Raw genomic sequence first — 22460 nt, 5'->3', positions numbered from 1 at the left:
TCACTGAAATAGATGAATACTCATTCCCCGTTCATTTTGAAGCCGGTCGATTAAAAAGATTCAAGAAAGATATATTTAATCGTGATATTTTTCTTCATCCACTTGCAGGAAAATACTGGAAAAAAATGAAGAAGGCCGCAAAAAAAGATGGCATCAAACTCCAGGTTGTTTCAGCATTTAGGTCTATTCAGTATCAAAAAAAGCTAATTCTTAATAAAATTGACAAAGGTCAGAAATTAGAAGAAATTCTTAAAGTTAATGTCTTACCCGGTTTTAGCGAACATCATACAGGGTTTGCCATTGATTTAACTTCTAAAGGTGAAGCCGTTCTGGAAGAAGAGTTTGAAAAGAGCGATGCTTTTACTTGGCTAGTTCAGAATGCGAATCAATTTGGTTTTTATCTTTCTTATCCTAGAAATAACTCAACGGGAGTTATTTATGAACCTTGGCACTGGTGTTTTCAGCCTGACTTTTAGGGATTATTAAATTCTGTACACCAAAAATTTCATAAATTTTGACATTGCTGCCATGATTTTCTTTACAGGAATTGGTAAGTCCACTCCTCCGGCATCTCTGGCATCATTTGCATGACGAATTTCATCTAATTGCATTTGTTTGAGGATTGCGTGAGTTTTTATATCTTCTTGTGGAATTTGTTCAATATGTTCCTGTAAATGATCTTCAACCTGATTTTCAACTTCAATGACAAAACCGTAACTGACTCTATCACCAAAAAAGGCTGCAGTCGCACCCAAAGCAAATGAACTGATATACCAAAAGGGATTTAAGATACTAACTCTTGCCCCTAAATCATCTAACCTTTCTTGGCACCAGTATAAGTGATCATGTTCCTCAGCGGCAGCTTGAATCAAATGAGCATGAGTTGAGCCATCTTTGGCAAACATTGCCTGTCCATAATAAAGTGCCTGAGCACACACTTCTCCGGTGTGATTAATACGCATCAAACCTTGGATGTTGCGCTTATCATAATCTGACAATTCAACATCAATAGCTTCGCTTTTGGGAGTTGGAGTATGAGGTGCTGCCGGCTTGTGGGCAACAATCTTTAAAAAACGATCAAATTCGCCAAATATTTTATCGGAAATTGATTGAGTATTGTTACGCATATTGCAAATGAGTGATGTCAAAAGACATCACTCAGAGTTCATTATTGATTAGTTTCAAATATCTTTTCGTTAATATTCACATCTGCCTTGCTTTTCAGATAATTTGTAAAGTTAACGACTTCATTATTTGTTGAAGTTCTTTCAATCTGAGAAGCAATTTGAGCCTTGTCTTCTTCGGTCAAACTTTCAGAGTCAGGGTTACTAACAGCTTTTAACAAGACAACAGCATAAGAATTTCCTGAAGAGTCAACTTTAACAACTTTATTATTCTCAGAATCCAGTTTTAAACTAAATACATTTTTAACAAGCATAAATGGCTGTTTAGAACCGATTCTTTCCACATCAACTGCTTCCGTTACAGTTTTTTCATGCTCAGTTGCTGCTTCAGACAAAGTTTTTTCACCCTTATTAATAGCATCTACTAATGTTTCAACTTCTTTTTGAGCCATTTCCTTAGATTTCTCTGTTTTCAGTTTATTTTTAATAATATCTGAAACTTCTTCTAAAGGTTTTTTAGTCGGTAACATATGCTCATTGATGTGGAGATAGGCGATGTGATTTTCACCCAAGTCTACCATCTGGCTAGTTTCACTATCTGTTTTAACAGTATCAGAAAACGCGGCTTGTATAAAATTCTGATTAGCTGAAACACCAATACCACCTCTTCTGGTAAAAGCTTCAGTTGTCTGAACTGACAAGCCAAAGTTCTCAGCAGCGACCTCTAAAACATTATCTGAGTCAATCACAATTGTGTCTAACTCATCAGCTTTGGTTAAGAAAAGTTCTTTTGATTTTTCTTGCTTTAATTCATCAACCAGTGTTTCTTTGATTTCATCCAATGTTGGAATATTGGGCAATTGAATTTCATCTAATTTAATAATGTGATAACCGAAATCAGATAGAACCGGCTCAGAGATTTCTCCCTCATTCATTGAAAATAACTTATCTTCAAAGGGTTTAACCATATCACCTTTTGAAACCCAACCCAAGTCACCACCATTAGGAGCTGAACCCGGATCTTTTGATACTTCTTTTGCGACTTCAACAAAATCTTCACCACTCGCTATTCGTGCAGCTACTTTTTCAATCTCAGCTTTGACACTTTCTGCATCATCGCCACTAACCGGAAGCAATATATGCGATGCTTTGCGTTTTTCCGGATTTGTCAAAGAGTCTTTTTTTGCAGTGTAGTAAGTAGCAACCTCTTCATCAGTGACTTCAACTTCTGAGGCCACATCGGCTGCTGATAATTCAATATAGTTAACTGAAACCTTTTCTTCAGTCATATAATCATTACCAAATTCAGTATAATGATTTTCTATTTCTTCATCAGAGACTTCAACTTTATCCATAAAGTCATTGGCTGACAATTCAAAATAGTCGAAGTTACGCTTTTGTTTTGATAGTTGATTTTGTTTTTTGATTTCAGAATCAAGACTAAATGCAGTCTCAGAAATCATTAATGGAATCGCAGATGTTTTTAATTCGTCCTCAATCTGAACTTGCAACATCTCCGGTGATTTTCTGACACTTTTCAGATAATTAGCATAAGCTTCTTTACTGAACTTTCCATCAATTTGGAGTGCCGGAGCTGATTCAATATATTCTTTGATACGCTCTGGTCTGACATCATAGGAAAACTTACTGGCTTCCTGTTTTAAAAGTTCAGATTCAACCAAACGATTTAAAATTCCTCGTTTGTAATTCTCAGTTTCAAAATATTCTGATCCCAAACTATCGCCAAATTGTTGAGTCATTCTATTTCTATCAGCCTGAACCGCTTGGTTAAAATCATCAAATGAGACCTTGTCTCCATTGACAACAGCTGCTGAATCGTTTCCTGAGGTCATTAATTGACTTCCTACGCCCCAAAAAACAAAAGAAATTATAATTAAACCAAGTAATATTTTGGCTGTTAAACCTGATGATTGTTGTTTAATGTCTCTTAGCATAATTCTATACTATTTTAATTGTGTAATAAAAAAAGGGTGTCACATTGACACCCTTTCTGATAAGTGGCGGAGTGGACGGGACTCGAACCCGCGACCCCCGGCGTGACAGGCCGGTATTCTAACCAACTGAACTACCACTCCGCATTGTTTGGTGGGTGCTGAGGGGATCGAACCCCCGACCCTCGCCTTGTAAGGGCGATGCTCTCCCAGCTGAGCTAAGCACCCAATATTTTTCAAATTAGGGCTTATTTATTAGTTTAAAGCGTCTTTTAATGCTTTACCCGCTTTGAAAGTTGGAACTTTTGATGCTTTAATGTCAATTGTAGCACCAGTTCTTGGATTGCGACCTTTTCTTGCTGCTCTTTCTTTTACAGAGAAAGTTCCAAATCCAACAAAAGTCAAAGAATCCCCATCTTTCAAACAATCTGTTACTGTTCCAATCATTGCTTCCAAGCAAGAGTTAGCTGTAGCTTGTGATACGCCTGCTTTTTCAGCTACTTCTTTAACAAAATCTGCTTTTTTCATATTGTATAAACTCCAATTTTTAAAAAAGTAAATCCTTTTGAGATTAACTTTTAGATATATTCTTATTCAGTAAAAATTCCGAAAACGAATTGTACTCTATTGTTTTCAAAAGTGGTATTTTTTTTTAAATTATTTACCAATAATTTCAGTATTTCGCTAAGCAATCAACCACACTCTGAGTTTAAGTATTTAGTTAGTGACTAAATGTTTCACGAGGTGGCTTTTTAGCACCTTTATCTATACCAAGCATGACACTAAAATCTTCATCAGATATAGGTTTCAACCCCTTCTCCAATGCAATTTCAAATACTTCTTCGATATATTTAACAGGTATGATTTCCAGCTCATTTTTAACCTGAGTGGGCATTTTAATCAAATCCTTTGCATTGTCAAATGGAATTATTACTTTTTTTATTCCTCCGCGTAAAGCGGCTAATAGTTTCTCTTTTAAACCGCCAATTTCAAGGACTTTTCCACGTAATGTTATTTCGCCTGTCATTGCAATTTCAGAGCGAACAGGGTTATTTGTTAATGCCGAAACCAATGCAACACACATACCAATACCGGCACTAGGACCATCTTTGGGAGTTGCTCCTTCAGGCACATGAATATGAATGTCTTTTTGTTCCAATGCGGCGATGTCGATTCCCAATGACTGAGCTTTTGATTTTACAACTGAGTAAGAGGCTTGAATGGACTCTTTCATAACCTTACCCAGATGTCCGGTTAGGATTTGCTTGCCATTTCCAGGTAGCACAGTTGATTCGATTTGTAACAACTCACCACCAACTTCGGTCCAAGCTAACCCTGTTACCATTCCAACCTCGTTCTTTTGCTCAGCTTTGCCATAATTGGTTTTTCTGACACCCAGATACTCTTCGATATTTTTGATTGAAATATTTATTTTTTTAATTTTTTCGTCAGTTAAAATTTGTTTAACGACCTTCCGACAAACTTTGGAGATTTCCCTTTCCAGATTTCTGACACCGGACTCTTTGGTATAGTATCTGATGATTTCTCTGATACCCGCTCTGCTGATTGTCAGCTCACTTTTCTTCAATCCATTGGATTCGATCTGTTTAGGTATTAAATATTTTATCGCAATTTCAATTTTTTCGTGCTCTGTATAACCCGGAATACTTATAACTTCCATACGATCCCGCAAAGGACCTGGAATATTGAGTGAGTTTGCAGTTGCAATAAACATCACTTCTGACAAGTCAAATTCCATATCCAGATAATTATCAGCGAATGTGCTGTTTTGTTCGGGATCTAACACCTCTAGTAATGCTGATGACGGATCGCCACGAAAGTCAGAACTCATTTTATCCAACTCGTCTAGTAGCATTAATGGATTGCATGATTTGGCTTTTGTCAGATTTTGAATGATTCTTCCCGGCATCGAACCAATATAAGTTCTTCGATGGCCACGAATCTCCGCCTCATCCCTGACGCCTCCTAAAGACATACGGCTATAAACACGACTTGTTGCTTTTGCAATGGACTTTCCAAGAGATGTTTTTCCAACACCAGGTGGACCGACTAAACACATTATCGGACCTTTCATTTTTTTCTTGCGTTTTTGGACTGCAAGAAATTCTAAAATTCTCTCTTTGACTTCTTCCAAACCAAAATGGTCTTCATCCAGAATTTTACGTGCATATTCTAAATCTGTTTTAACTTTATTGCGTTTTTCCCAAGGAAGATTAAGTATGGTATCCAGATAGTTTCTGACTACTGTTGCCTCGGTTGACATCGGAGGCATGAGTTTTAATTTTCTAAACTCTTGTAAAACCTTTTCTCTAGCATTCTGACTGAGTTTTGTCTCTGCAATTTTCTTTTCTAATTCACCATATTCTGAGTTCTTCTCATCAATATCAGTCAGCTCTCGTTGAATTGCCTTAATTTGTTCGTTCAGATAATATTCTTTTTGATTCCTTTCAATCTGTTTTTTAACTCTCTTACGAATTTTCTTCTCGACTTCAATCATCTCGAGTTCTGTATCAAGAACCATCAATAACGACTCAATCCTTTTAGCAACATCCGGTTGCTCTAATAAATCTTGCTTTTTATCCAGACTGATATTGATATGAGCGGATATGGTATCTGCCAGCTTAGAAGCATCATCAATATTAGTGACAGAGCTAATCAGTTCTTTTGGAATTTTGCTATCTTGCTTGGAAAAATAGTCAAATTGCTTTTTTAAAGATTTTACTAAAACTTCCAGCTCATGTGGTTTTAATGTTTTGGTATCTTCAATCTTTGCAATTACAGAAGTAAAAAACTCTCCATCCTGAATATGATTGAGACCAACTTTGTGGATTCCCTCAATGAGAACTTTATGTGTGCCATCCTGTAATTTGACCATTTGCAAAATATTCGCTAATGTTCCAATAGAATAAATGTCTTCAATTCCCGGGTTATCGGTTTCAGCGTTTTTCTGTGAAACCAGCACAATCGGTTTATTATTTTTCATTGAATGCTCTAATGCTTTCAATGATTTTTCACGACCAACAAATAATGGAACCACCATTCCCGGGAAAATAACTAAATCCCTAAGTGGCAAAACCGCTGTCAAATTGTTTTCAGTTGATGTCATAAATTAATTTTCATTCACTACTTTTGCGACACTGTCTCTTACAACAATGGGATTATTACCTTCTTCAATCACTGCGCGATCAATGACGACTTTTTTAACATCTTTCATATCAGGGATATCGTACATAATATCTAGCAATGCTTTTTCCATAATCGTACGAAGACCACGCGCACCGGTTTTGCGTTTCAAGGCTTGCTTTGCAATTGCGATTAATGCGTCGTCACGAATATCGAGTTCAACATCATCCAATTCAAACATATATTTAAATTGTTTAGTGATAGCATTCTTCGGTTCTACCAATATTTTAATTAATGCCTTTTCATCCAGCATTTCAAGTGTAGCTACAACCGGTAATCGCCCCACAAACTCAGGAATCAAACCATAATTGACTAAGTCGTCCGGTTGTAAATCAGTAAATAAAGCCAATTCTTCTTTGTCTGACTTTTTACTTTTGACTTCTGCGGAAAATCCAATTCCTGTTTTTTGCGAACGTCTTTCAATGATTTTCTCCAAACCAGAAAACGCCCCACCACAAATAAACAAAATATTTTTCGTATCTACTTGCAAGAATTCTTGTTGAGGATGCTTACGTCCACCTTGAGGTGGCACTGAAGCAACAGTCCCTTCGATCAATTTTAACAGAGCTTGCTGTACACCTTCACCGGAAACATCACGAGTAATCGAAGGATTGTCAGATTTCCGAGAAATTTTGTCAATTTCATCAAGATATACAATACCGCTTTCAGCTTTCTCAACATCGTAATCACACTTTTGCAGGAGTTTTTGAATAATATTTTCAACATCTTCTCCCACATAGCCAGCTTCCGTCAGAGATGTAGCGTCTGCAATTGTGAATGGAACATTTAGCACTCTGGCAAGAGTTTCTGCAAGCAATGTTTTACCGGAACCTGTTGGACCAACCAATAAAATATTTGATTTCGAGAGCTCAACTTGATCTTTGTGATTTTTATTTTTTTGATTGGATCGAACTCTTTTGTAATGATTATAAACTGCAACGGAAAGTACTTTCTTGGCATGTTCTTGACCAATCACATAATCATTAAGATATTGATGAATCGTTTTTGGTGAAGGTAATGCCATTTCTTCATCAGAAATTGCTTCCTCAAATTCTTCACGAATAATTTCATTACATAAATCGACACACTCGTCACAAATGTAAACACTTGGACCAGCAATTAACTTAGGAACTTCTTTTTGGCTCTTCCCGCAAAAACTGCAGTATTTCAAATCATCCTTATTGCCTTCATCTCTTTTCTTTGTCATCGTTCTATTTCCAACTTGCCAATTAACTTGCTTGACTTCACATTATCGTCAAAGTTCATTCTACTAAATTTGAAACTTGTATGCGAACCTTCTTTTTACAGATAATTCGCTTTTTTGACAATAATCTGGTCAACAGCCATTATTGGGGCAATTATCATCAATTTAAAGTTATTTTTTGTTACTTTGTAAAATAAAAAAAGCCGATAACTCAATGATTTGAATTACCGGCTTTTGTTGATATAAAGTTTGATTATTTTCGTTTTGTTATAACCTTGTCAATTAATCCATATTCAACTGCTTCATCAGCACTGAAAAAGTTATCACGATCAGTGTCTTTCTCAATCTGCTCAACAGTTTTACCGGTGTGCTTTGCCATAACTTCATTCAATCTGGTTTTTAATTTCAAGGCTTCACGAGCATGAATATCAATATCGGAGGCCTGTCCCTGATATCCACCTGATAACTGGTGAATCATAATTCTTGAATTAGGTAATGAGTATCTTTTTCCTTTCGCTCCGGCAGAAAGAATTAACGACCCCATACTGGCTGCTTGCCCCATGCAAATGGTACTCACATCCGGTTTGATAAATTGCATCGTGTCATAAATTGACATTCCTGCAGTTACAACTCCACCCGGACTATTGATATAAAGTGAAATATCTTTCTCAGAGTTTTCAGCTTCAAGAAATAGCAATTGAGCAACAATTAAGTTGGCCATTCTTTCTTCGACTTGCCCAATCATAAAAATAATTCTTTCTTTTAATAGTCGTGAAAAAATATCATACGAACGCTCACCTCTGGAAGTTTGTTCAACAACCATTGGAACTAAATTCATCATTTCTTCATGCTTAGACATATCTGACTCCGAAAGAATTAAATTATGCAGATTCCATTATTTTATCAAATGAAACTTTTTTACTGCTCAAATCAACATTTGCTGTAACCCAGTCAATAACTTGATTTTCAAGAACAGAACCCTCAATTGAAGATAACAACTCAGGCGTTTTGTAATAATACTCGACAATTTCTGAAGGGTTTTCAAAGGTTTGAGAAATTTCGATGATTTTTTCTCTCACTTTTGTGTAATCCACTTGAACATTTTGCTTTTTCGCAATGTTACTGATTAACAAAGAATTAAGAATTCTTTCTTTTGCCAAACCTTCAAAGTTTTTGTGATCCGGATGAGGAGGGTTTTGAATTCCCATTTGTCTGGCTTGTTCCATTGATTGATGTGCTAAAGCTGCGCTTTCTCTAGCAATCATCTTATCTGAAATTGCAAGGTCTTTAACTTCTTCTCGCAATGCTTTCAGAACTGCCGTTTTATTTTTGGCTTGTATGACGTTTTTTAATTCACGTTTTAAATTGTCGGCGATTTCATTACGTAAATCTTCTTCTTTACCTGAGTCAACGCCAAATGATTTCACAAACTCCTCATCGACTTTAGGTAATTTTCCACGTTTATGGCTGACCACTTCAAAATCAATTTTTAATTTTTGCCCAGCCATTGGTTTCACATTGAATGCTTCAGGGAACTCAATTTCCTCAGATTTACTTTCTTCAATTTTCATACCAACAATTGCAGAAACAAGTTCATCCGGAACTCCGCTTTCACCCAAAAGGATACCCATTTTTTCTTTTCCTTCCTCAGGGTGAACATTCTTTTTACCCTTTTTGGCTACATACTCGATAGTTACCAAGTCTCCCTTTTTAATGGCAGCTTTTGAATCTTTCCACTCTTGCTTTTGTTTTTGAAGTTTAGCAATCATGCCATCAACATCTTTGTCATCAACTTCAGCAGTTTCATTCTTTACTTTAACTTTAGAGAAGTCAATTTCAGGAATTTCCGGCAAAACTTCCAGTTTTGCTTTAAATGAATAACCACCATCATCCAAGTCTTTGGCTTCGGTCACTTGAGGAGCTTCGGCAATTGAAAGTTCATGCTCTTTAACAGCGTCTTGGATGATTGAGTTCATCATTTCACCAAGAACTTCTTGTCTGGCATGTTTTCCAAATTTATTATTCAGCACATTGTTAGGTACTCGACCGGGTCTGAACCCTTTGATTTTAACTTGCTTGCTGATTTCTTTGAGTTTATCTGCTACTTTTGATTTAATATCTTCTGCAGGAATTGATACTGTTAAATTCCTTTCCAAACCTTCATTTTTATCTATAGAGATTTGCATGTTTGCTCCAAAGTTATACATCGAATGAATGGTGCGAAAGGAGAGACTCGAACTCTCACATCTTGCGATACTGGAACCTAAATCCAGCGCGTCTACCAATTCCGCCACTTTCGCATTTGCTTACCTTGAAAATACAAGAAAGCTACTATATTTGACATGTGATGTGATTATTTTCGATTGGAATCTGAGAATATTGGGGCGGCCGACGGGACTCGAACCCGCGACAACAGGAATCACAATCCTGGGCTCTACCAACTGAACTACAGCCGCCACAAATGGCACGCCCGGCAGGACTCGAACCTGCAACCCTCGCCTTAGAAGGGCGATGCTCTATCCAGTTGAGCTACGGACGCTTATTCAAATTGGTCGGGGTAGAGAGATTCGAACTCCCGACCCACTGCTCCCAAAGCAGTTGCGCTACCAGACTGCGCTATACCCCGACAATATTCCTAGATTATCAAATCTATCATATCAAAATAAGGCGTGGAATTTTATTTACTATCCAACCTTAGGTCAATGATATTTTCCAAATATTTATTAAAAAGCCCGTGTTTTTCCATTAACTATCATTAATTCAAGTCTTATTTTTCAAAACACCACTTCAGTGGTAGAAAAACCTAGCTGGAGTTAATGTTTCTTGTCATTTTCGACAATTATGACTTTTATGAAAAAAATCACAAGTTTCTGCCTGATTGGCGCGCCCGGAAGGATTCGAACCTCCGACCGCCTGGTTCGTAGCCAGGTACTCTATCCAGCTGAGCTACGGGCGCATTTTTCAAGCAGACGCGAATTATGATGATTTGCTCATTTAATGTCAATATCAATGTTAATTGAAATTAACTTTTTTCATAATTCTAGAAAGAATTCAAATTAACTCATAAAATGAATCTCTTTGAATATGGCGGAGAGAGAGGGATTCGAACCCTCGATGAGCTTTTAACCCATACTCCCTTAGCAGGGGAGCGCCTTCAGCCTCTCGGCCATCTCTCCAAAATTGTATCTTTACTCCGAACAGTAAATCTGCGATGCATCATACAAGGCGCAGCGCATTATTTCGGACTCCTGTCCTCCACCCTTCGGGCCAGCCTGTGGCTGTTCAAATCGTTCCAGACGATTTAGTCAGCCTCTCGGCCATCTCTCCAAACAATTAAACCTTTAAGGTTATTTTTCCCGACAGTGTAATAAGAATTATTTATTAATCGGAAAAACTTCTCAATGCTTCATTTACAAAGCAACTTTCAAATATAAAAAAGTGAATTAGTTATTCGTTCCCTAAATTTTCTTCAGAATCATCTCCTTGCTCATTTCTGATACGCTCATAGATTTCTTCCCTGTGAACAGCAATTTCCTTGGGGGCATTGATTCCTATTCTTACCTGGTTTCCTTTTACACCAAGTACAGTTACTGTGACATCGTCACCAATCATTAAAGTTTCACCAACACGGCGTGTTAAAATTAACATTAATATCTCCTAAACGTATCCTGTTTTATTCCTCTTGGGGAATTATTATTATATTTATTTTTGTGAGATTATCCATAAAATCTAGGACAGGCATTAGACTACATTTTAATTGGAATTTGAAGTATTTTATCAAATATTTAATAAGTTTGTTACTTCACTCCGACTTTGTTGCATGACATGCTGAAGATTTTTTAAATCACTCACTCCACCACCCTGAGCAAAGTCAGGTCTTCCACCCCCTTTGCCTGAAATCTGTGCAGATATCTCTCTGATAATATCGCCGGCTTTGATTGACTGCACCAAATTAGATGTTACGGCGCAAATTAATTGAACTTTATCTTCGTTGTGATTGGCTAAAACAACAACACCTGAAGAATATTTTGATTTAAAATCATCAACGATAGACCGAAGATTCTCAACTTTAAAATTTTCAAGAACTTTAAATAAGAAGTTATTATTATTTTCCTCTTCAACTTCCGACCATAAATCTTTTGCTGCTGTACTTGCCAGCTTCACCTCAAGTTGTTGAAGTTTTTTCTCAAGAGTTTTATTCTTATCCAGAATATCAGAAATCTTAGTTGTTACATTCTGTTGAGAAGAATGTGTTAACGCTATGATATTATTTAATTTTTCATCATTACTTTGCAAATAATTTATTGCCTCAATACCGGTCACAGCTTCAATTCTTCTGATTCCCGCAGCAATTGAGGACTCACTGACTATTTTAAAAAGACCAATTTCACCGGTGTTTTTAGCGTGAGTTCCACCACAAAGTTCGATGGAATATCCACCGAAATCCAGCACACGAACTTCATCACCATATTTCTCTCCAAATAAAGCCATCGCTCCATATTTAACCGCTTCATCATATTTCATCAACTTGGTTTGACCCTGATAATTGGCACGAATATGAGTATTAACATCGCTTTCAATTTGACGCAATTGCTCTGGGCTAATTGCTTCGCCGTGCGAAAAGTCAAACCTCAGCTTATCATCCGATACAATAGAACCTTTCTGCTGTACATGACTTCCTAAATGTTCACGCAATACCTTGTGTAACAAATGCGTCGCCGTGTGATTAAGAACAATTTTTCCGCGCTTCTGAGAATCAATTCGAGCGACGACATCATCCCCTTGCGATACTTTACCTTTTGACATCTTTCCGATATGTAAAAAGAACTGACCGGCAGCTTTTTGAGTATCGGAAACTTCAAAATTGCCAAAATTTGTCATAATTTCACCGGAATCACCGATTTGTCCGCCGGATTCTGCGTAGAAAGGAGTTTGATTTAAAATCACAATACCGGATTCACCAGAAGACAATGATTCAACCTGTTTTCCATCCTGAATGATTGCCAATAAAGTCGCAGAGTCTTCATGTTTTTCATAACCGCTAAATTCAGTTGCTGACAAACTGGCTATCAATTCACTTGGAAGCTGATTGCCTTGATCAAAGCCACCGGATGCTTTAGAACGATCTTTCTGTTCCTGCATACATTGATTGAAACCGTCTTCATCAACTTTTAAACCGGATTCCCGAGCAACATCCTGAGTAAGGTCTAGCGGAAAACCATAGGTGTCATAGAGTTTAAATGCGACTTCGCCTGAAATAACATCCGTTTTCATGGACTCCATTGCTTTTGTTAACAACGACATTCCTGTTTCCAGAGTCTCAGCAAAGCGTAATTCTTCTTTTTGTAATGCCGACTCAATCTGTTTTTGATTATTTTTAAGTTCAGGATAGGCATCACCCATCACTTCAACCAAAGGAGTGACGACCTTATAAAAAAAGGTTTCATTTGCTCCAAGTTTATAACCATGACGAATCGCTCGGCGAATAATGCGTCTGAGCACATATCCTCTACCCTCGTTTCCGGGTAGCACACCATCACTTATCAAAAACGCACAGGTTCTAATGTGATCAGCAATGACTTTTAACGATGGACTGGATAAATCTTTTACATTTAATAGTTCTGCTATGTATTTGATAATATGCTGAAATAAGTCAATATCGTAATTGTTATGTTTGCCCTGTAAAATTGACGTCACCCGCTCCAATCCCATGCCTGTATCCACACAAGGTTTCGGTAACGGAACCAAAGAACCATCGGTTTGACGATCAAATTGCATAAAGACTAAATTCCAGATTTCGATAAAACGATCGCCATCTTCATCCGGTGAACCCGGAGGGCCTCCGGCAATATGTTCTCCATGATCGTAGAAAATCTCTGAGCAAGGACCACAAGGGCCGGTATCACCCATTTGCCAGAAATTATCCTTGGCTCCTATTCTTACAACTTTTTCCTTTGGAAGTCCGATTTCCTCCATCCAGATTTTTTCTGCTTCATCATCATCTTCAAAAACTGTCACCATCAGTTTTTCTTGCGGCAATTTCAACTCCTTAGTTAAAAACTCCCAGGCAAATCGTATCGCATCCTGTTTGAAATAATCACCAAAACTGAAATTTCCCAACATTTCAAAAAATGTATGATGCCTTGCGGTGTAACCCACCTGATCAAGGTCATTATGCTTGCCACCGGCACGGACACATCTTTGTGAACTCACCGCGCGGTTGTAGTCTCTCTTTTCCGCTCCCAGAAACATATTTTTAAACTGCACCATGCCGGCATTAACAAAAAGCAAGGTATTATCATCAACAGGAACCAGCGAACTGCTGGGTACAGCAGCATGTTTATGTGCAACAAAGTAATCGATAAATTTCTTTCTAATTTCAGAAGTTGTAAGCATAATTCAATGAAAAATATAAATTTTTGAGAATTTTAAATTTTATAAAGCCAATGTACAAGGTTTAACAATTATGTTGTCAAATTATTCCGCTTTGCCGATAAACTCCCGCAAGTTTCTGACCTCATAGGTGGCTTTGTGTTTTGCTTTCTGCTGATACAAGTTGAACCAAACAGTATCAATCCCATAGTTAATTCCACCTTGAACATCCGAGCCAAGATTATCACCAATCATCAAAACCTCGTGTTTTTCCGGCGAATTCATCAATCCAAAAGCATAATCAAAAATCTCTTTTGATGGCTTTGAGTGCTTAATCTCTTCAGAAATAATCACATGCTCGAAGTATTTGGTAATTGGAGATGCCGCAAAACGCGGTTTTTGCACTGCTGTCATACCATTCGTCATAATAACCATTTGGTGATTGTTCGATAATTTATCAATGACCTCCATCGCATTTCTAAACAATTGTCCGTTTTGAGATAAATTAAACAAATAATCTTCGGCAAACTGTTCCACATCTCTGGTTACATCTAAAGCATCAAAAAGCTGTGTGGTGCGTTTGAGTTTAATTTCTTTTTGAGATTTAATCTCACCTTTTTCAAACTGCATCCAAAGTCGGTGGTTAATTCGATGATAAGTCTCAATAATAGTCTCAAGTGGATACTGAATTTCAAAATCATCCAGTGTTTTCAACAAAGCGCACTTTTCTGCTTCGTTATAATCAAACAAAGTGTTATCGGCATCAAATATCAACCAACGGTATTTTTTTATTTTTTCATGCATGGAAAATCATATTAACATTTATTTATTGAGAATTTATCGTACGAATACCTTATAATTCACGCCAACTTTAATCCAATGAATATATTGAACAAGCTGGAAATATTATCACAATCTGAATGGGATTTTTTTAAAAAAAACGGTTATCTGATAAAAAGAAATTTTATTGATAAAACAATCGTTCAACGAATTCAGGAAACTACAGAACAACATCTTAAAAACCGCATCGCTCCTTTTGAATTGGAGCAAGAGGTCAATTATCCGGGTTCTCCCAAAACTGTGGAAGAAAAAGGCGGTGACACTATCAGACGATTGAAGCTCGCCTATTCGCGTGATGAAGTTTTTAAAATTTGGATTAATAATCAAAAGGTTATACAAGTTTTGAAAGATTTATTTCAATCGGAAAAAATCTTTTTTGTGCAATCTCATCACAATTGCGTGATGACAAAACAACCACAATTCAGCTCAGAAACTCATTGGCACAAAGACACTCGATACTGGAATTTTGCCAATAATCATCTCATAAATACCTGGTTGCCTTTAGATGATGAAGTTACAGAAAACGGTTGTTTGCAAGTTATTCCACAATCTCATCAATGGCAAACACCCAGAGAACTATTAGACGCAAGACTTTTCCTCAGAGAAGATTTGCCAGAATCTATGCAATGGATTGAGAAAGCCCAAAATGTCGAAATGAAACAAGGTGATTTATTGTTTTTTCATGCTGCTATTTTTCATGCCGCCGGCAATAATAAAACACAAAAAAGTAAAAACTCAGCCGTTTTCACCTTTCACAGTGATGATAATTATCCGATACCCGAAAGTAATTCAACAAATTTTCCAGAAATTCTTATTTCACAAGATTAACAACAAAAATACTGCTAAAGTCTAATTGATTTCGGTTGGTTTTATGCTAGTCTGTTTGGATTCGTACAAATTTAAGTTTGAATCATGCAGAAGTATCTATCCGTTTACACAGAATCCATTGAGAATAAAGAGCAATTTTGGTCTGTACGTCGTCAAATCATTTAGAATCAACCCTAGATAAAGTCTCCGTTAAATTCATAAAGCAAACAATAAAGCACTTTGAAAAACAAATAAAGGTCATTAAAAACTCAATAAAAGAATGTGTCAATCAAGATTTGATTCTAAAAAAACAGGTAAAACTATTGATTACAATTGATGGAATTGGAGAAATAACAGCTTGGTCAATATTGGCATATCTTGGTGATATTTCTTTATTTGCGACATCTGGGCAAGTAACCAGTTATGCAGGTATCAACCCTTTTATTGAAAACTCTGGTACTAGTCTGAAGGTCTCTAGATTATCAAAAATGGGTCATAAACGACTACGTAAATCTTTATACATGCCAGCTATAGTTGCTAAGAAATACAATCCAATTCTTATCAACTTTTATGACAAATTGATAAACAAAGGTAAACCCAAGAAAGTAGCAATTTGTGCTGTAATGAGGAAGCTGCTAGTTCTTTCTTATGGAGTTTTGAAATCGGAAACTGCATTTAATCCAAATTATAAAAAATGCAAGGCAAACTAAAATAGTTTGCCCTTGCTTCCGTTTATGGTCATTGGCACTTCTGCCTGTACCACATAAACATTGTAACATAACTTGCTTTTGTTTTATAAATACTTCGGGGTTTGGGGCAGAGCCCCATGGTTGTTCTGTAGCTGACAAATAATTTGATATAATGCTTGAACTTTAAGACAGTATCTACAGGATTTGTCATCGTAATATTATACTTTTACAAAAATGACAGGTTATTGTATATCACAGGAATAATCCCCCCCTTACATTTCGCTGAGACGCGCAGGTAAATTTGGAAATAAGTTTGCAAGTGTTTGAACATTGCTTGCAATGTGAGTTTTTGCAAACGCCAAAATTATCGAGCATTGAAGGAAGCCGAAGGCCTAAATGTCGGGGCGTGCTTTTTGCGTTCCTTTTTCGCACGAGCAAAAAGGAACATTAAATGACTAGATCCCCGTGTCAAGCACGAGGATGACAGGTACATGATCGGGAATAACATATCGATTATTAAAGATACATTCGACTTCGTGTGCTTCGCACACTTCGCTCCGTATGACACCAATAAAGAGCAATAAAAAAATCTAAAAATAACCCCTCAACTAAAGTATAATAGAAAACAGTATTCAAAGATGTAATGATTAAACTTTTACAGGAAATGAAAAAATGAAATCAATTTATCCAATCAATCCACAGTGTAAAGAAAGAACCAATTGTGATCAGCAAAAATATCAAACCATGTACCAGCAATCCATTGAGGATAATGTTGGCTTTTGGAAAGAGCAAGGTCAGCGACTGGCCTGGTTTAAGCCTTATACCGAAGTTAAAGATGTTTCTTTTGCCAAAGACGATTTGCATATACGCTGGTATGCTGATGGTGAATTGAATGTTTCATACAATTGCATTGACAGACATTTAAAAGATAAAGCGAATCAAACGGCAATCATCTGGGAAGGCGATAATCCGGATGTCTCTGATAAGATTTCATACCAGAAACTTTATGATGAAGTTTGTAAAATGGCAAACACATTCAAGAAACTTGGCGTCGTCAAAGGTGACAGAGTGACGTTGTACATGCCAATGATTCCTGAGGCGGCTTATGCGATGCTTGCTTGTGCACGTATTGGTGCGATTCATTCGGTGGTGTTTGGTGGTTTTTCACCGGATGCTTTGGGTGATCGAATTATTGATTGTAAATCCAAGTTGGTGATTACCGCCGATCGTGGAGTACGTGGGAACAAAGTTATACCGCTGAAAAAAATGTCGATAAGGCGACAGAAAAAAGTGGTGTGAAAGATTATCTGGAGTCGGTTTTGGTGATTAAAACATCCGATGAGGAAGTAAACTGGAAAGATCATGACCATTGGTATCATGATGTTTCTGCCAGGATGTAACGAGCGATTGCGAACCGGAACCTATGAATGCGGAAGACCCGTTATTCATTCTGTACACTTCTGGTTCAACCGGCAAGCCAAAAGGTGTTTTGCATACCACAGGTGGTTATCTGGTTTATGCTTCTATGACTTTCCAATATGTTTTTGATTATCAACCCGGTGATATTTACTGGTGTACTGCTGATGTTGGTTGGATTACCGGTCATAGCTATGTGGTTTACGGACCACTTGCAAATGGTGCAACGACTTTAATGTTTGAAGGTGTTCCCAACTATCCAAATTTCAGTCGTTTCTGGCAAGTCTGTGATAAACATCAGGTGAATATTTGTTACACTGCACCAACAGCAATCAGAGCCATCATGAAAGAAGGTGATGATTTGGTCAAAGCGACATCAAGGAAATCATTGCGTATTCTTGGTTCAGTCGGCGAACCTATCAACCCGGAGGCTTGGAAATGGTATTATGAAGTTGTTGGTGAAGAGCGTTGTCCGATTGTTGATACTTGGTGGCAAACAGAAACCGGCGGCATAATGATTACTCCTCTGCCCTGCGCGATTGACTTGAAACCCGGCTCGGCAACTTTACCATTTTTTGGAATTCAACCGAAGTTACTGGACAATGAAGGTAAAACACTGGATGGTGCTAATGAAGGCAATCTGGTGATTGCTGATAGCTGGCCGGGACAAATGCGTACGGTTTACGGCGATCATGGCCGGTTCTATCAAACCTATTTTGCCGCGTTTGCCGGTTACTACACCACCGGCGATGGAGCAAAACGAGATGAAGACGGCTATTTATGGATTACCGGACGTGTTGATGATGTTCTGAATGTTTCAGGGCATCGCATGGGAACTGCTGAAGTTGAAAGCGCTTTAGTGGCTCATCATGATGTTGCCGAAGCCGCTGTTGTCGGCTATCCGCATGATATTAAAGGGCAAGGAATTTATGCTTATGTCACACTGAATAAAGGAACTTTTGAAACTGAAGAGTTAAGAACTGAACTGGTTAAATGGGTGCGAAAAGAAATCGGTCCGATTGCAACGCCGGATAAGATTCAATGGGCTCCGGGACTTCCAAAAACACGATCCGGCAAAATTATGAGAAGAATTCTGCGTAAAATTGCTGCTAATGATTATGAAAATCTCGGTGATATTTCCACATTGGCAGAACCTGAAGTGGTGCAACATTTGATTGAAAATCGCATGAATCGTTAATTGTTTTGTGAATAAATAATATGTTCTTCGATGTTGAAAAAATAATAATCGCCGATGACCATCCTATGTTCAGAATTGCATTGAAACAATCAATCACTTCTGATTATGAAAATTGCGATATTATTGAATGCGAATCACTCGATGACCTACGCAAACAAGTAAAAGAAAACGACGAAGCGGACTTATTGATTTTAGATTTGAACATGCCCGGAGCTGATGGTTTTTCTTCTCTGAGTTATATGCAATCGAATTATCCGAATATACCTGTCATCATGATTTCTGGGGTTGAAAAAGCAGAAATCATCAGACAGGCAAAGACTTTTGGAGCACTCGGCTATATCAGTAAATCCGCAAATATTGAATCAATACGAGCCGGGATTCGCTCAGTTCTTGAAGAAAATTTGTTTTTTCCTGAAGAAATCGACTTTGCTTCTCCACTTGACAATGAAGAAATCAAACAAATCACTCAAGCTGTTTCAGAACTAACACCGCAACAATACAAAGTTCTGCAAATGATTAAACAAGGTCTTCTCAACAAACAAATCGCTTATGACTTGCACATCACCTAGGCTACAGTCAAAGCCCATGTCACAGCAATCATGCGAAAATTAAATGTGAACAACAGAACGCAGGCTGTTATGAAAGTAACTTCAATTGAGTTGGCTGAGTAAAATATTCTGTATTAATTCGATTCATGTAAAAATCATTCTTCGTTCTCGGTTTTCTTAAAATCAGTGTTGGATTCTTTAGATTTTCTCACAATATTCAGATGCACATCTCGCTGAGGGAAAGGAATTTCAATTCCATACTTTTTAAATGCGGTATCCAATTCCCAGTTATAATAGTTTTTTATCCTGTTCGGTCGTCTCAGTCCATAGTGGGCAACCCAAACTAACAACAAATAATTCACACTATTATCACCAAACTCCATCAACCAGACATCCGGTTCTTTACCGTGAATATTATGTAAAGTGTATTGAACATTGTCAGCCGCTTCCAAAGCTGCCTTTTTCACTAATTCTTTATCTGTACCATAGGCAACCCCAAATGAAATTTTAATCCTGCGAATGGACTCTTTGAGCGTCCAGTTAATGATTTTGTTGGTCACCAAGTCCGAGTTGGGAATAATGATATCAATGTTATCATTGGTATTTATCCTCGTGCTACGAGCCCGTATTTCTCTAACAACCCCTGTGGTTTGTCCATCAACCTCAATATAGTCTCCGACACTCAAAGTTCTTTCAAACATGATTGTTAAACCTGATACAAAGTTACTCACCAGATTTTGTAAACCAAAACCAATACCAACCGACAATGCACCTGCAATCAAAGTAATATTGCCAAGATTAATTCCAAGCACACTGAATCCGGTAATCACAGAAATCAAAATAATGAGATAATTCAACAACCTATGCATTAGATAAATTGACGAGCGATCATTCATTCGGTCAATCTTCAGTCGCTTTTCAATTCTGTGAATAAAAAATGTCACTATTTTTGAAATGATATATGCAACAAAAATAATCAATAGCAACTTAATTAATGGAAGCAATGTGACAGGATATTCATTGATGGTGAAGATTGGTTTATATATAAAACTGACAATATTATCTTTCGACGATGTGATAAAATCTTTTATCAATGACCAGGTCTTGGTAAATCCGGTATCAACTTCTTTCAGTTTGTTATTAATCAAACCAAGGATAAATAGATTCTCTTGATTATTGGATTTTAGACTTTCCAAGTCTTTGATAACTTGTTGTGCTTTCTCTCTCTTTGATTTATCCAATTGCAAAATCTTTTTAGGGGTTTTATTTCCTTGCTCAGAAATAGATAACAACAACATATTCAGAGCCAATTTTTGCCATTCTGCGATCGCTTTTTCATTTTCCTTTGCTTTGATATCAGAATCAGTTAGATACTTTCTGACCTCTAATAAATCCACTTTTGAAGTATTATACATGGTGGTTAGAAGCTCAATATGTTGATTCCTTTGCAATAACATTTGAGTTTTACTCGACTCAATCAAAGATAATGCCAAATCCAGTTTAATAATATCTTTTTTTATATGGGATTCATCACTATCATCAAAGCTCTCTGTGAGCTTAATACTAAATAAATCTATCTTTTGTTCAAGATTCTTTAATTTATCTGTGAGTTTTTGAACATCAATATCGGGCTTTGCATTTTCAGTGATTTCTAGCTTTGAAATCATGCTTGACACATTCGTGTTTAAGAAATCCAGTTGATTGATGTCATATTTGTTTTTTTCTTCAATGTGTGAATATCTCAAATTTTCTAAGGCTAACTTTATACGAAGTATTATCCACTCGAGACCTGCTTGAATCTTATCTTCATTGGTGTTTGATAAATCATAGTATTTAATTTTTTGTTGATCAATTTGTTGATTCGCAGACAGAAGATTTTCATTGATTGATTGTTTTTCTTCTTCAGTTTGATGAATACGCTTTTTGATTTTTAAAATATGATTATTATATTCAAGCAGTTCCTTAATTGTGTATTTTTCTTGAGTTGTAAAAGACTCATCAGTTGGAGCTGTGATATCTGAATATCTTTGTTTAACATATTGATTAAAAAGAGTTTTGATGTTTTCAATTGTTGCTTCTGACTCATTAATATTATTTTGGGCTACACTGGTTTTTAATCCTTCTAAGAACTCCTCAAATTTATGATTAATTTCTTCTATATCATTCGCTGATTCAAAGTACTGCCACCATTTGACTGACAAATTCTCTACTATTGGAATAGCAGGAGCGTCTGAGTTCTCATTTCCGACTGCTAAGTTTATTTGTGAAAATGAAACACTCGTAAAAAATAACAAGAATCCTGATATCATCAATATGACAATAATGTTGTTTATTTTTTTCATTCTGACTATTTTAGCATACTCAATTTTTATGACTATTAAATTTGCAGTTTGTTTATTATACTTCTTAATACAGCAGGCCTAATCGGTTTGTTCAATAAATAGAAATTTCCTTGTTCTATTTCTGCCTTTAACTCTTCAGTTCTGTTGGCTGTTATCACAATCACAGGACATTGAAATTGATATTTTTTAAAAACGTCTTCAATCAATTGTAACCCTGTTTCGTTATCAAGATGATAGTCAACCAATAAAATCTCAGGGGCAAAACCATCATCTAAAATTTGATAAGCCTGTGTCCTGCCTAATGCACATCGAATAGGATAACCCCAATTGGAAACCAGCAAATTCATGCCTTCAAGAATTCGACCGTCGTTGTCGATGCATAAAATTTTGGCTTTTGAAACTTGCTGAGTTTGTTTTTCAGTTGTAACAGTGGTGTTTTCCAACTGAATGATTTCAGGAGTAACCATTGGGACTGTCAGTCTAAAAGATGAACCTTTTCCAGGGATTGAGCGGATTGTTAAATTATGTCCAAGCTGCTTGATAATTCGGTCAACAATGGATAATCCTAACCCAAGACCTTGTTCTTGCTTATTGGAAACATGTTTATCAAGACGATAAAAATCCTTAAATATCAATTCTTTTTCGTCATTATTTAATCCGGAACCTGTATCAATCACATAAATTTCCAGCGATTCTTTTTGTTTTCTGCAAGTCAGTAACACTCCGCCTTTTTCTGTGTATTTCAGGGCGTTATTAGTCAGATT

15 protein-coding genes, 8 tRNA genes and 2 pseudogenes are annotated in these 22460 nt (G+C 36.8%); 5 read left to right on the top strand and 20 right to left on the bottom strand.

The window, feature by feature from the left end; translation table 11 throughout:
- Window positions 1-8 precede the first annotated feature (8 nt).
- Window positions 9-476 carry a D-alanyl-D-alanine carboxypeptidase family protein gene (locus R3F25_09750; protein ID MEZ5497087.1) on the top strand — a complete coding sequence of 156 codons (468 nt, stop codon included), beginning with the start codon at window positions 9-11 and terminating at the stop codon, window positions 474-476.
- A gap of 6 nt (window positions 477-482) precedes the next feature.
- On the opposite strand, the gene coq7 is transcribed toward R3F25_09750, so the two are convergent.
- The 18 genes from coq7 to R3F25_09660 all read right to left on the bottom strand — a co-directional run bounded on the left by coq7 (window position 483) and on the right by R3F25_09660 (window position 14660).
- The gene (coq7, locus tag R3F25_09745) at window positions 483-1127 is read right to left on the bottom strand and encodes a 2-polyprenyl-3-methyl-6-methoxy-1,4-benzoquinone monooxygenase (protein ID MEZ5497086.1); all 645 of its coding nucleotides are present in this window, start codon (window positions 1125-1127) and stop codon (window positions 483-485) included.
- A 41-nt stretch (window positions 1128-1168) separates the two neighbouring features.
- Complete coding sequence (locus R3F25_09740; protein MEZ5497085.1) at window positions 1169-3079, bottom strand: SurA N-terminal domain-containing protein; 1911 nt, start codon at window positions 3077-3079, stop codon at window positions 1169-1171.
- A gap of 64 nt (window positions 3080-3143) precedes the next feature.
- Window positions 3144-3220: transfer RNA gene (locus R3F25_09735), tRNA-Asp, on the bottom strand.
- Between the two features lie 8 nt (window positions 3221-3228).
- Window positions 3229-3304: transfer RNA gene (locus R3F25_09730), tRNA-Val, on the bottom strand.
- A gap of 27 nt (window positions 3305-3331) precedes the next feature.
- Complete coding sequence (locus tag R3F25_09725) at window positions 3332-3604, bottom strand: HU family DNA-binding protein (protein MEZ5497084.1); 273 nt, start codon at window positions 3602-3604, stop codon at window positions 3332-3334.
- Window positions 3605-3797: 193 nt separating this feature from the next.
- Window positions 3798-6203 (bottom strand): endopeptidase La, encoded by a 2406-nt coding sequence (lon, locus tag R3F25_09720; protein MEZ5497083.1) that lies wholly within the window; start codon window positions 6201-6203, stop codon window positions 3798-3800.
- A gap of 3 nt (window positions 6204-6206) precedes the next feature.
- Window positions 6207-7487: an ATP-dependent Clp protease ATP-binding subunit ClpX gene (gene clpX, locus R3F25_09715; protein MEZ5497082.1), complete on the bottom strand. Its 1281-nt coding sequence runs from the start codon at window positions 7485-7487 to the stop codon at window positions 6207-6209.
- Between the two features lie 250 nt (window positions 7488-7737).
- Entirely contained in the window at window positions 7738-8343 is a 606-nt protein-coding gene (clpP, locus tag R3F25_09710; GenBank protein ID MEZ5497081.1) for an ATP-dependent Clp endopeptidase proteolytic subunit ClpP, read from the bottom strand.
- Between the two features lie 22 nt (window positions 8344-8365).
- Window positions 8366-9670, bottom strand: a complete 1305-nt coding sequence (tig, locus tag R3F25_09705; protein MEZ5497080.1) for a trigger factor — start codon at window positions 9668-9670, stop codon at window positions 8366-8368.
- Window positions 9671-9699: 29 nt separating this feature from the next.
- A tRNA-Leu gene (locus R3F25_09700) sits at window positions 9700-9784 on the bottom strand.
- Window positions 9785-9864: 80 nt separating this feature from the next.
- Window positions 9865-9940 (bottom strand) — tRNA-His (locus tag R3F25_09695).
- 6 nt (window positions 9941-9946) lie between these two features.
- Window positions 9947-10023 (bottom strand) — tRNA-Arg (locus R3F25_09690).
- Window positions 10024-10033: 10 nt separating this feature from the next.
- Window positions 10034-10110: transfer RNA gene (locus tag R3F25_09685), tRNA-Pro, on the bottom strand.
- Between the two features lie 253 nt (window positions 10111-10363).
- Window positions 10364-10440, bottom strand: a tRNA-Arg gene (locus R3F25_09680).
- 129 nt (window positions 10441-10569) lie between these two features.
- Window positions 10570-10660, bottom strand: a tRNA-Ser gene (locus tag R3F25_09675).
- A 271-nt stretch (window positions 10661-10931) separates the two neighbouring features.
- The gene (gene csrA / locus R3F25_09670; protein MEZ5497079.1) at window positions 10932-11132 is read right to left on the bottom strand and encodes a carbon storage regulator CsrA; all 201 of its coding nucleotides are present in this window, start codon (window positions 11130-11132) and stop codon (window positions 10932-10934) included.
- 129 nt (window positions 11133-11261) lie between these two features.
- Window positions 11262-13880 (bottom strand): alanine--tRNA ligase, encoded by a 2619-nt coding sequence (alaS, locus tag R3F25_09665; protein MEZ5497078.1) that lies wholly within the window; start codon window positions 13878-13880, stop codon window positions 11262-11264.
- Window positions 13881-13961: 81 nt separating this feature from the next.
- Window positions 13962-14660 (bottom strand): YjjG family noncanonical pyrimidine nucleotidase, encoded by a 699-nt coding sequence (locus R3F25_09660; protein MEZ5497077.1) that lies wholly within the window; start codon window positions 14658-14660, stop codon window positions 13962-13964.
- 75 nt (window positions 14661-14735) lie between these two features.
- On the opposite strand from R3F25_09660, the gene R3F25_09655 reads away from it, so the two are divergent.
- The 4 genes and pseudogenes from R3F25_09655 (at window position 14736) to R3F25_09640 (ending at window position 19477) form a co-directional block, all read left to right on the top strand.
- Window positions 14736-15524 (top strand): phytanoyl-CoA dioxygenase family protein, encoded by a 789-nt coding sequence (locus tag R3F25_09655; protein MEZ5497076.1) that lies wholly within the window; start codon window positions 14736-14738, stop codon window positions 15522-15524.
- Between the two features lie 302 nt (window positions 15525-15826).
- Window positions 15827-16213, top strand: coding sequence for a transposase (locus R3F25_09650; GenBank protein ID MEZ5497075.1), 387 nt, complete (start codon window positions 15827-15829; stop codon window positions 16211-16213).
- Between the two features lie 651 nt (window positions 16214-16864).
- Window positions 16865-18806: pseudogene (acs, locus tag R3F25_09645) on the top strand (acetate--CoA ligase).
- A 20-nt stretch (window positions 18807-18826) separates the two neighbouring features.
- A pseudogene (locus R3F25_09640) lies at window positions 18827-19477 on the top strand (response regulator transcription factor).
- 32 nt (window positions 19478-19509) lie between these two features.
- Here R3F25_09640 and R3F25_09635 read toward each other — a convergent pair.
- Together R3F25_09635 and R3F25_09630 are read right to left on the bottom strand one after the other, a co-directional pair.
- A complete protein-coding gene (locus R3F25_09635; protein ID MEZ5497074.1) occupies window positions 19510-21696 on the bottom strand; it encodes a mechanosensitive ion channel in 2187 nt (728 codons plus the stop codon).
- Between the two features lie 35 nt (window positions 21697-21731).
- Window positions 21732-22457, bottom strand: a complete 726-nt coding sequence (locus R3F25_09630; protein MEZ5497073.1) for an ATP-binding protein — start codon at window positions 22455-22457, stop codon at window positions 21732-21734.
- Window positions 22458-22460: the final 3 nt, after the last annotated feature.

Source organism: Gammaproteobacteria bacterium, assembly GCA_041395445.1.
In the GTDB taxonomy this organism is placed as follows: domain Bacteria; phylum Pseudomonadota; class Gammaproteobacteria; order Xanthomonadales; family Marinicellaceae; genus NORP309.
The sequence above is the reverse complement of the archived record's forward strand: the minus strand, read 5'-3'. Positions and strand labels throughout refer to the sequence as shown.

What these genes read in the sequence shown, in the direction of transcription:
- R3F25_09660 (MEZ5497077.1), bottom strand. Translation starts at nt 14,660, where the DNA reads ATGCATGAAAAAATAAAAAAATACCGTTGGTTGATATTTGATGCCGAT.
- coq7 (MEZ5497086.1), bottom strand. Translation starts at nt 1,127, where the DNA reads ATGCGTAACAATACTCAATCAATTTCCGATAAAATATTTGGCGAATTT.
- tig (MEZ5497080.1), bottom strand. Translation starts at nt 9,670, where the DNA reads ATGCAAATCTCTATAGATAAAAATGAAGGTTTGGAAAGGAATTTAACA.
- lon (MEZ5497083.1), bottom strand. Translation starts at nt 6,203, where the DNA reads ATGACATCAACTGAAAACAATTTGACAGCGGTTTTGCCACTTAGGGAT.
- clpP (MEZ5497081.1), bottom strand. Translation starts at nt 8,343, where the DNA reads ATGTCTAAGCATGAAGAAATGATGAATTTAGTTCCAATGGTTGTTGAA.
- R3F25_09655 (MEZ5497076.1), top strand. Translation starts at nt 14,736, where the DNA reads ATGAATATATTGAACAAGCTGGAAATATTATCACAATCTGAATGGGAT.
- alaS (MEZ5497078.1), bottom strand. Translation starts at nt 13,880, where the DNA reads ATGCTTACAACTTCTGAAATTAGAAAGAAATTTATCGATTACTTTGTT.
- R3F25_09725 (MEZ5497084.1), bottom strand. Translation starts at nt 3,604, where the DNA reads ATGAAAAAAGCAGATTTTGTTAAAGAAGTAGCTGAAAAAGCAGGCGTA.
- clpX (MEZ5497082.1), bottom strand. Translation starts at nt 7,487, where the DNA reads ATGACAAAGAAAAGAGATGAAGGCAATAAGGATGATTTGAAATACTGC.
- R3F25_09635 (MEZ5497074.1), bottom strand. Translation starts at nt 21,696, where the DNA reads ATGAAAAAAATAAACAACATTATTGTCATATTGATGATATCAGGATTC.
- R3F25_09740 (MEZ5497085.1), bottom strand. Translation starts at nt 3,079, where the DNA reads ATGCTAAGAGACATTAAACAACAATCATCAGGTTTAACAGCCAAAATA.
- csrA (MEZ5497079.1), bottom strand. Translation starts at nt 11,132, where the DNA reads ATGTTAATTTTAACACGCCGTGTTGGTGAAACTTTAATGATTGGTGAC.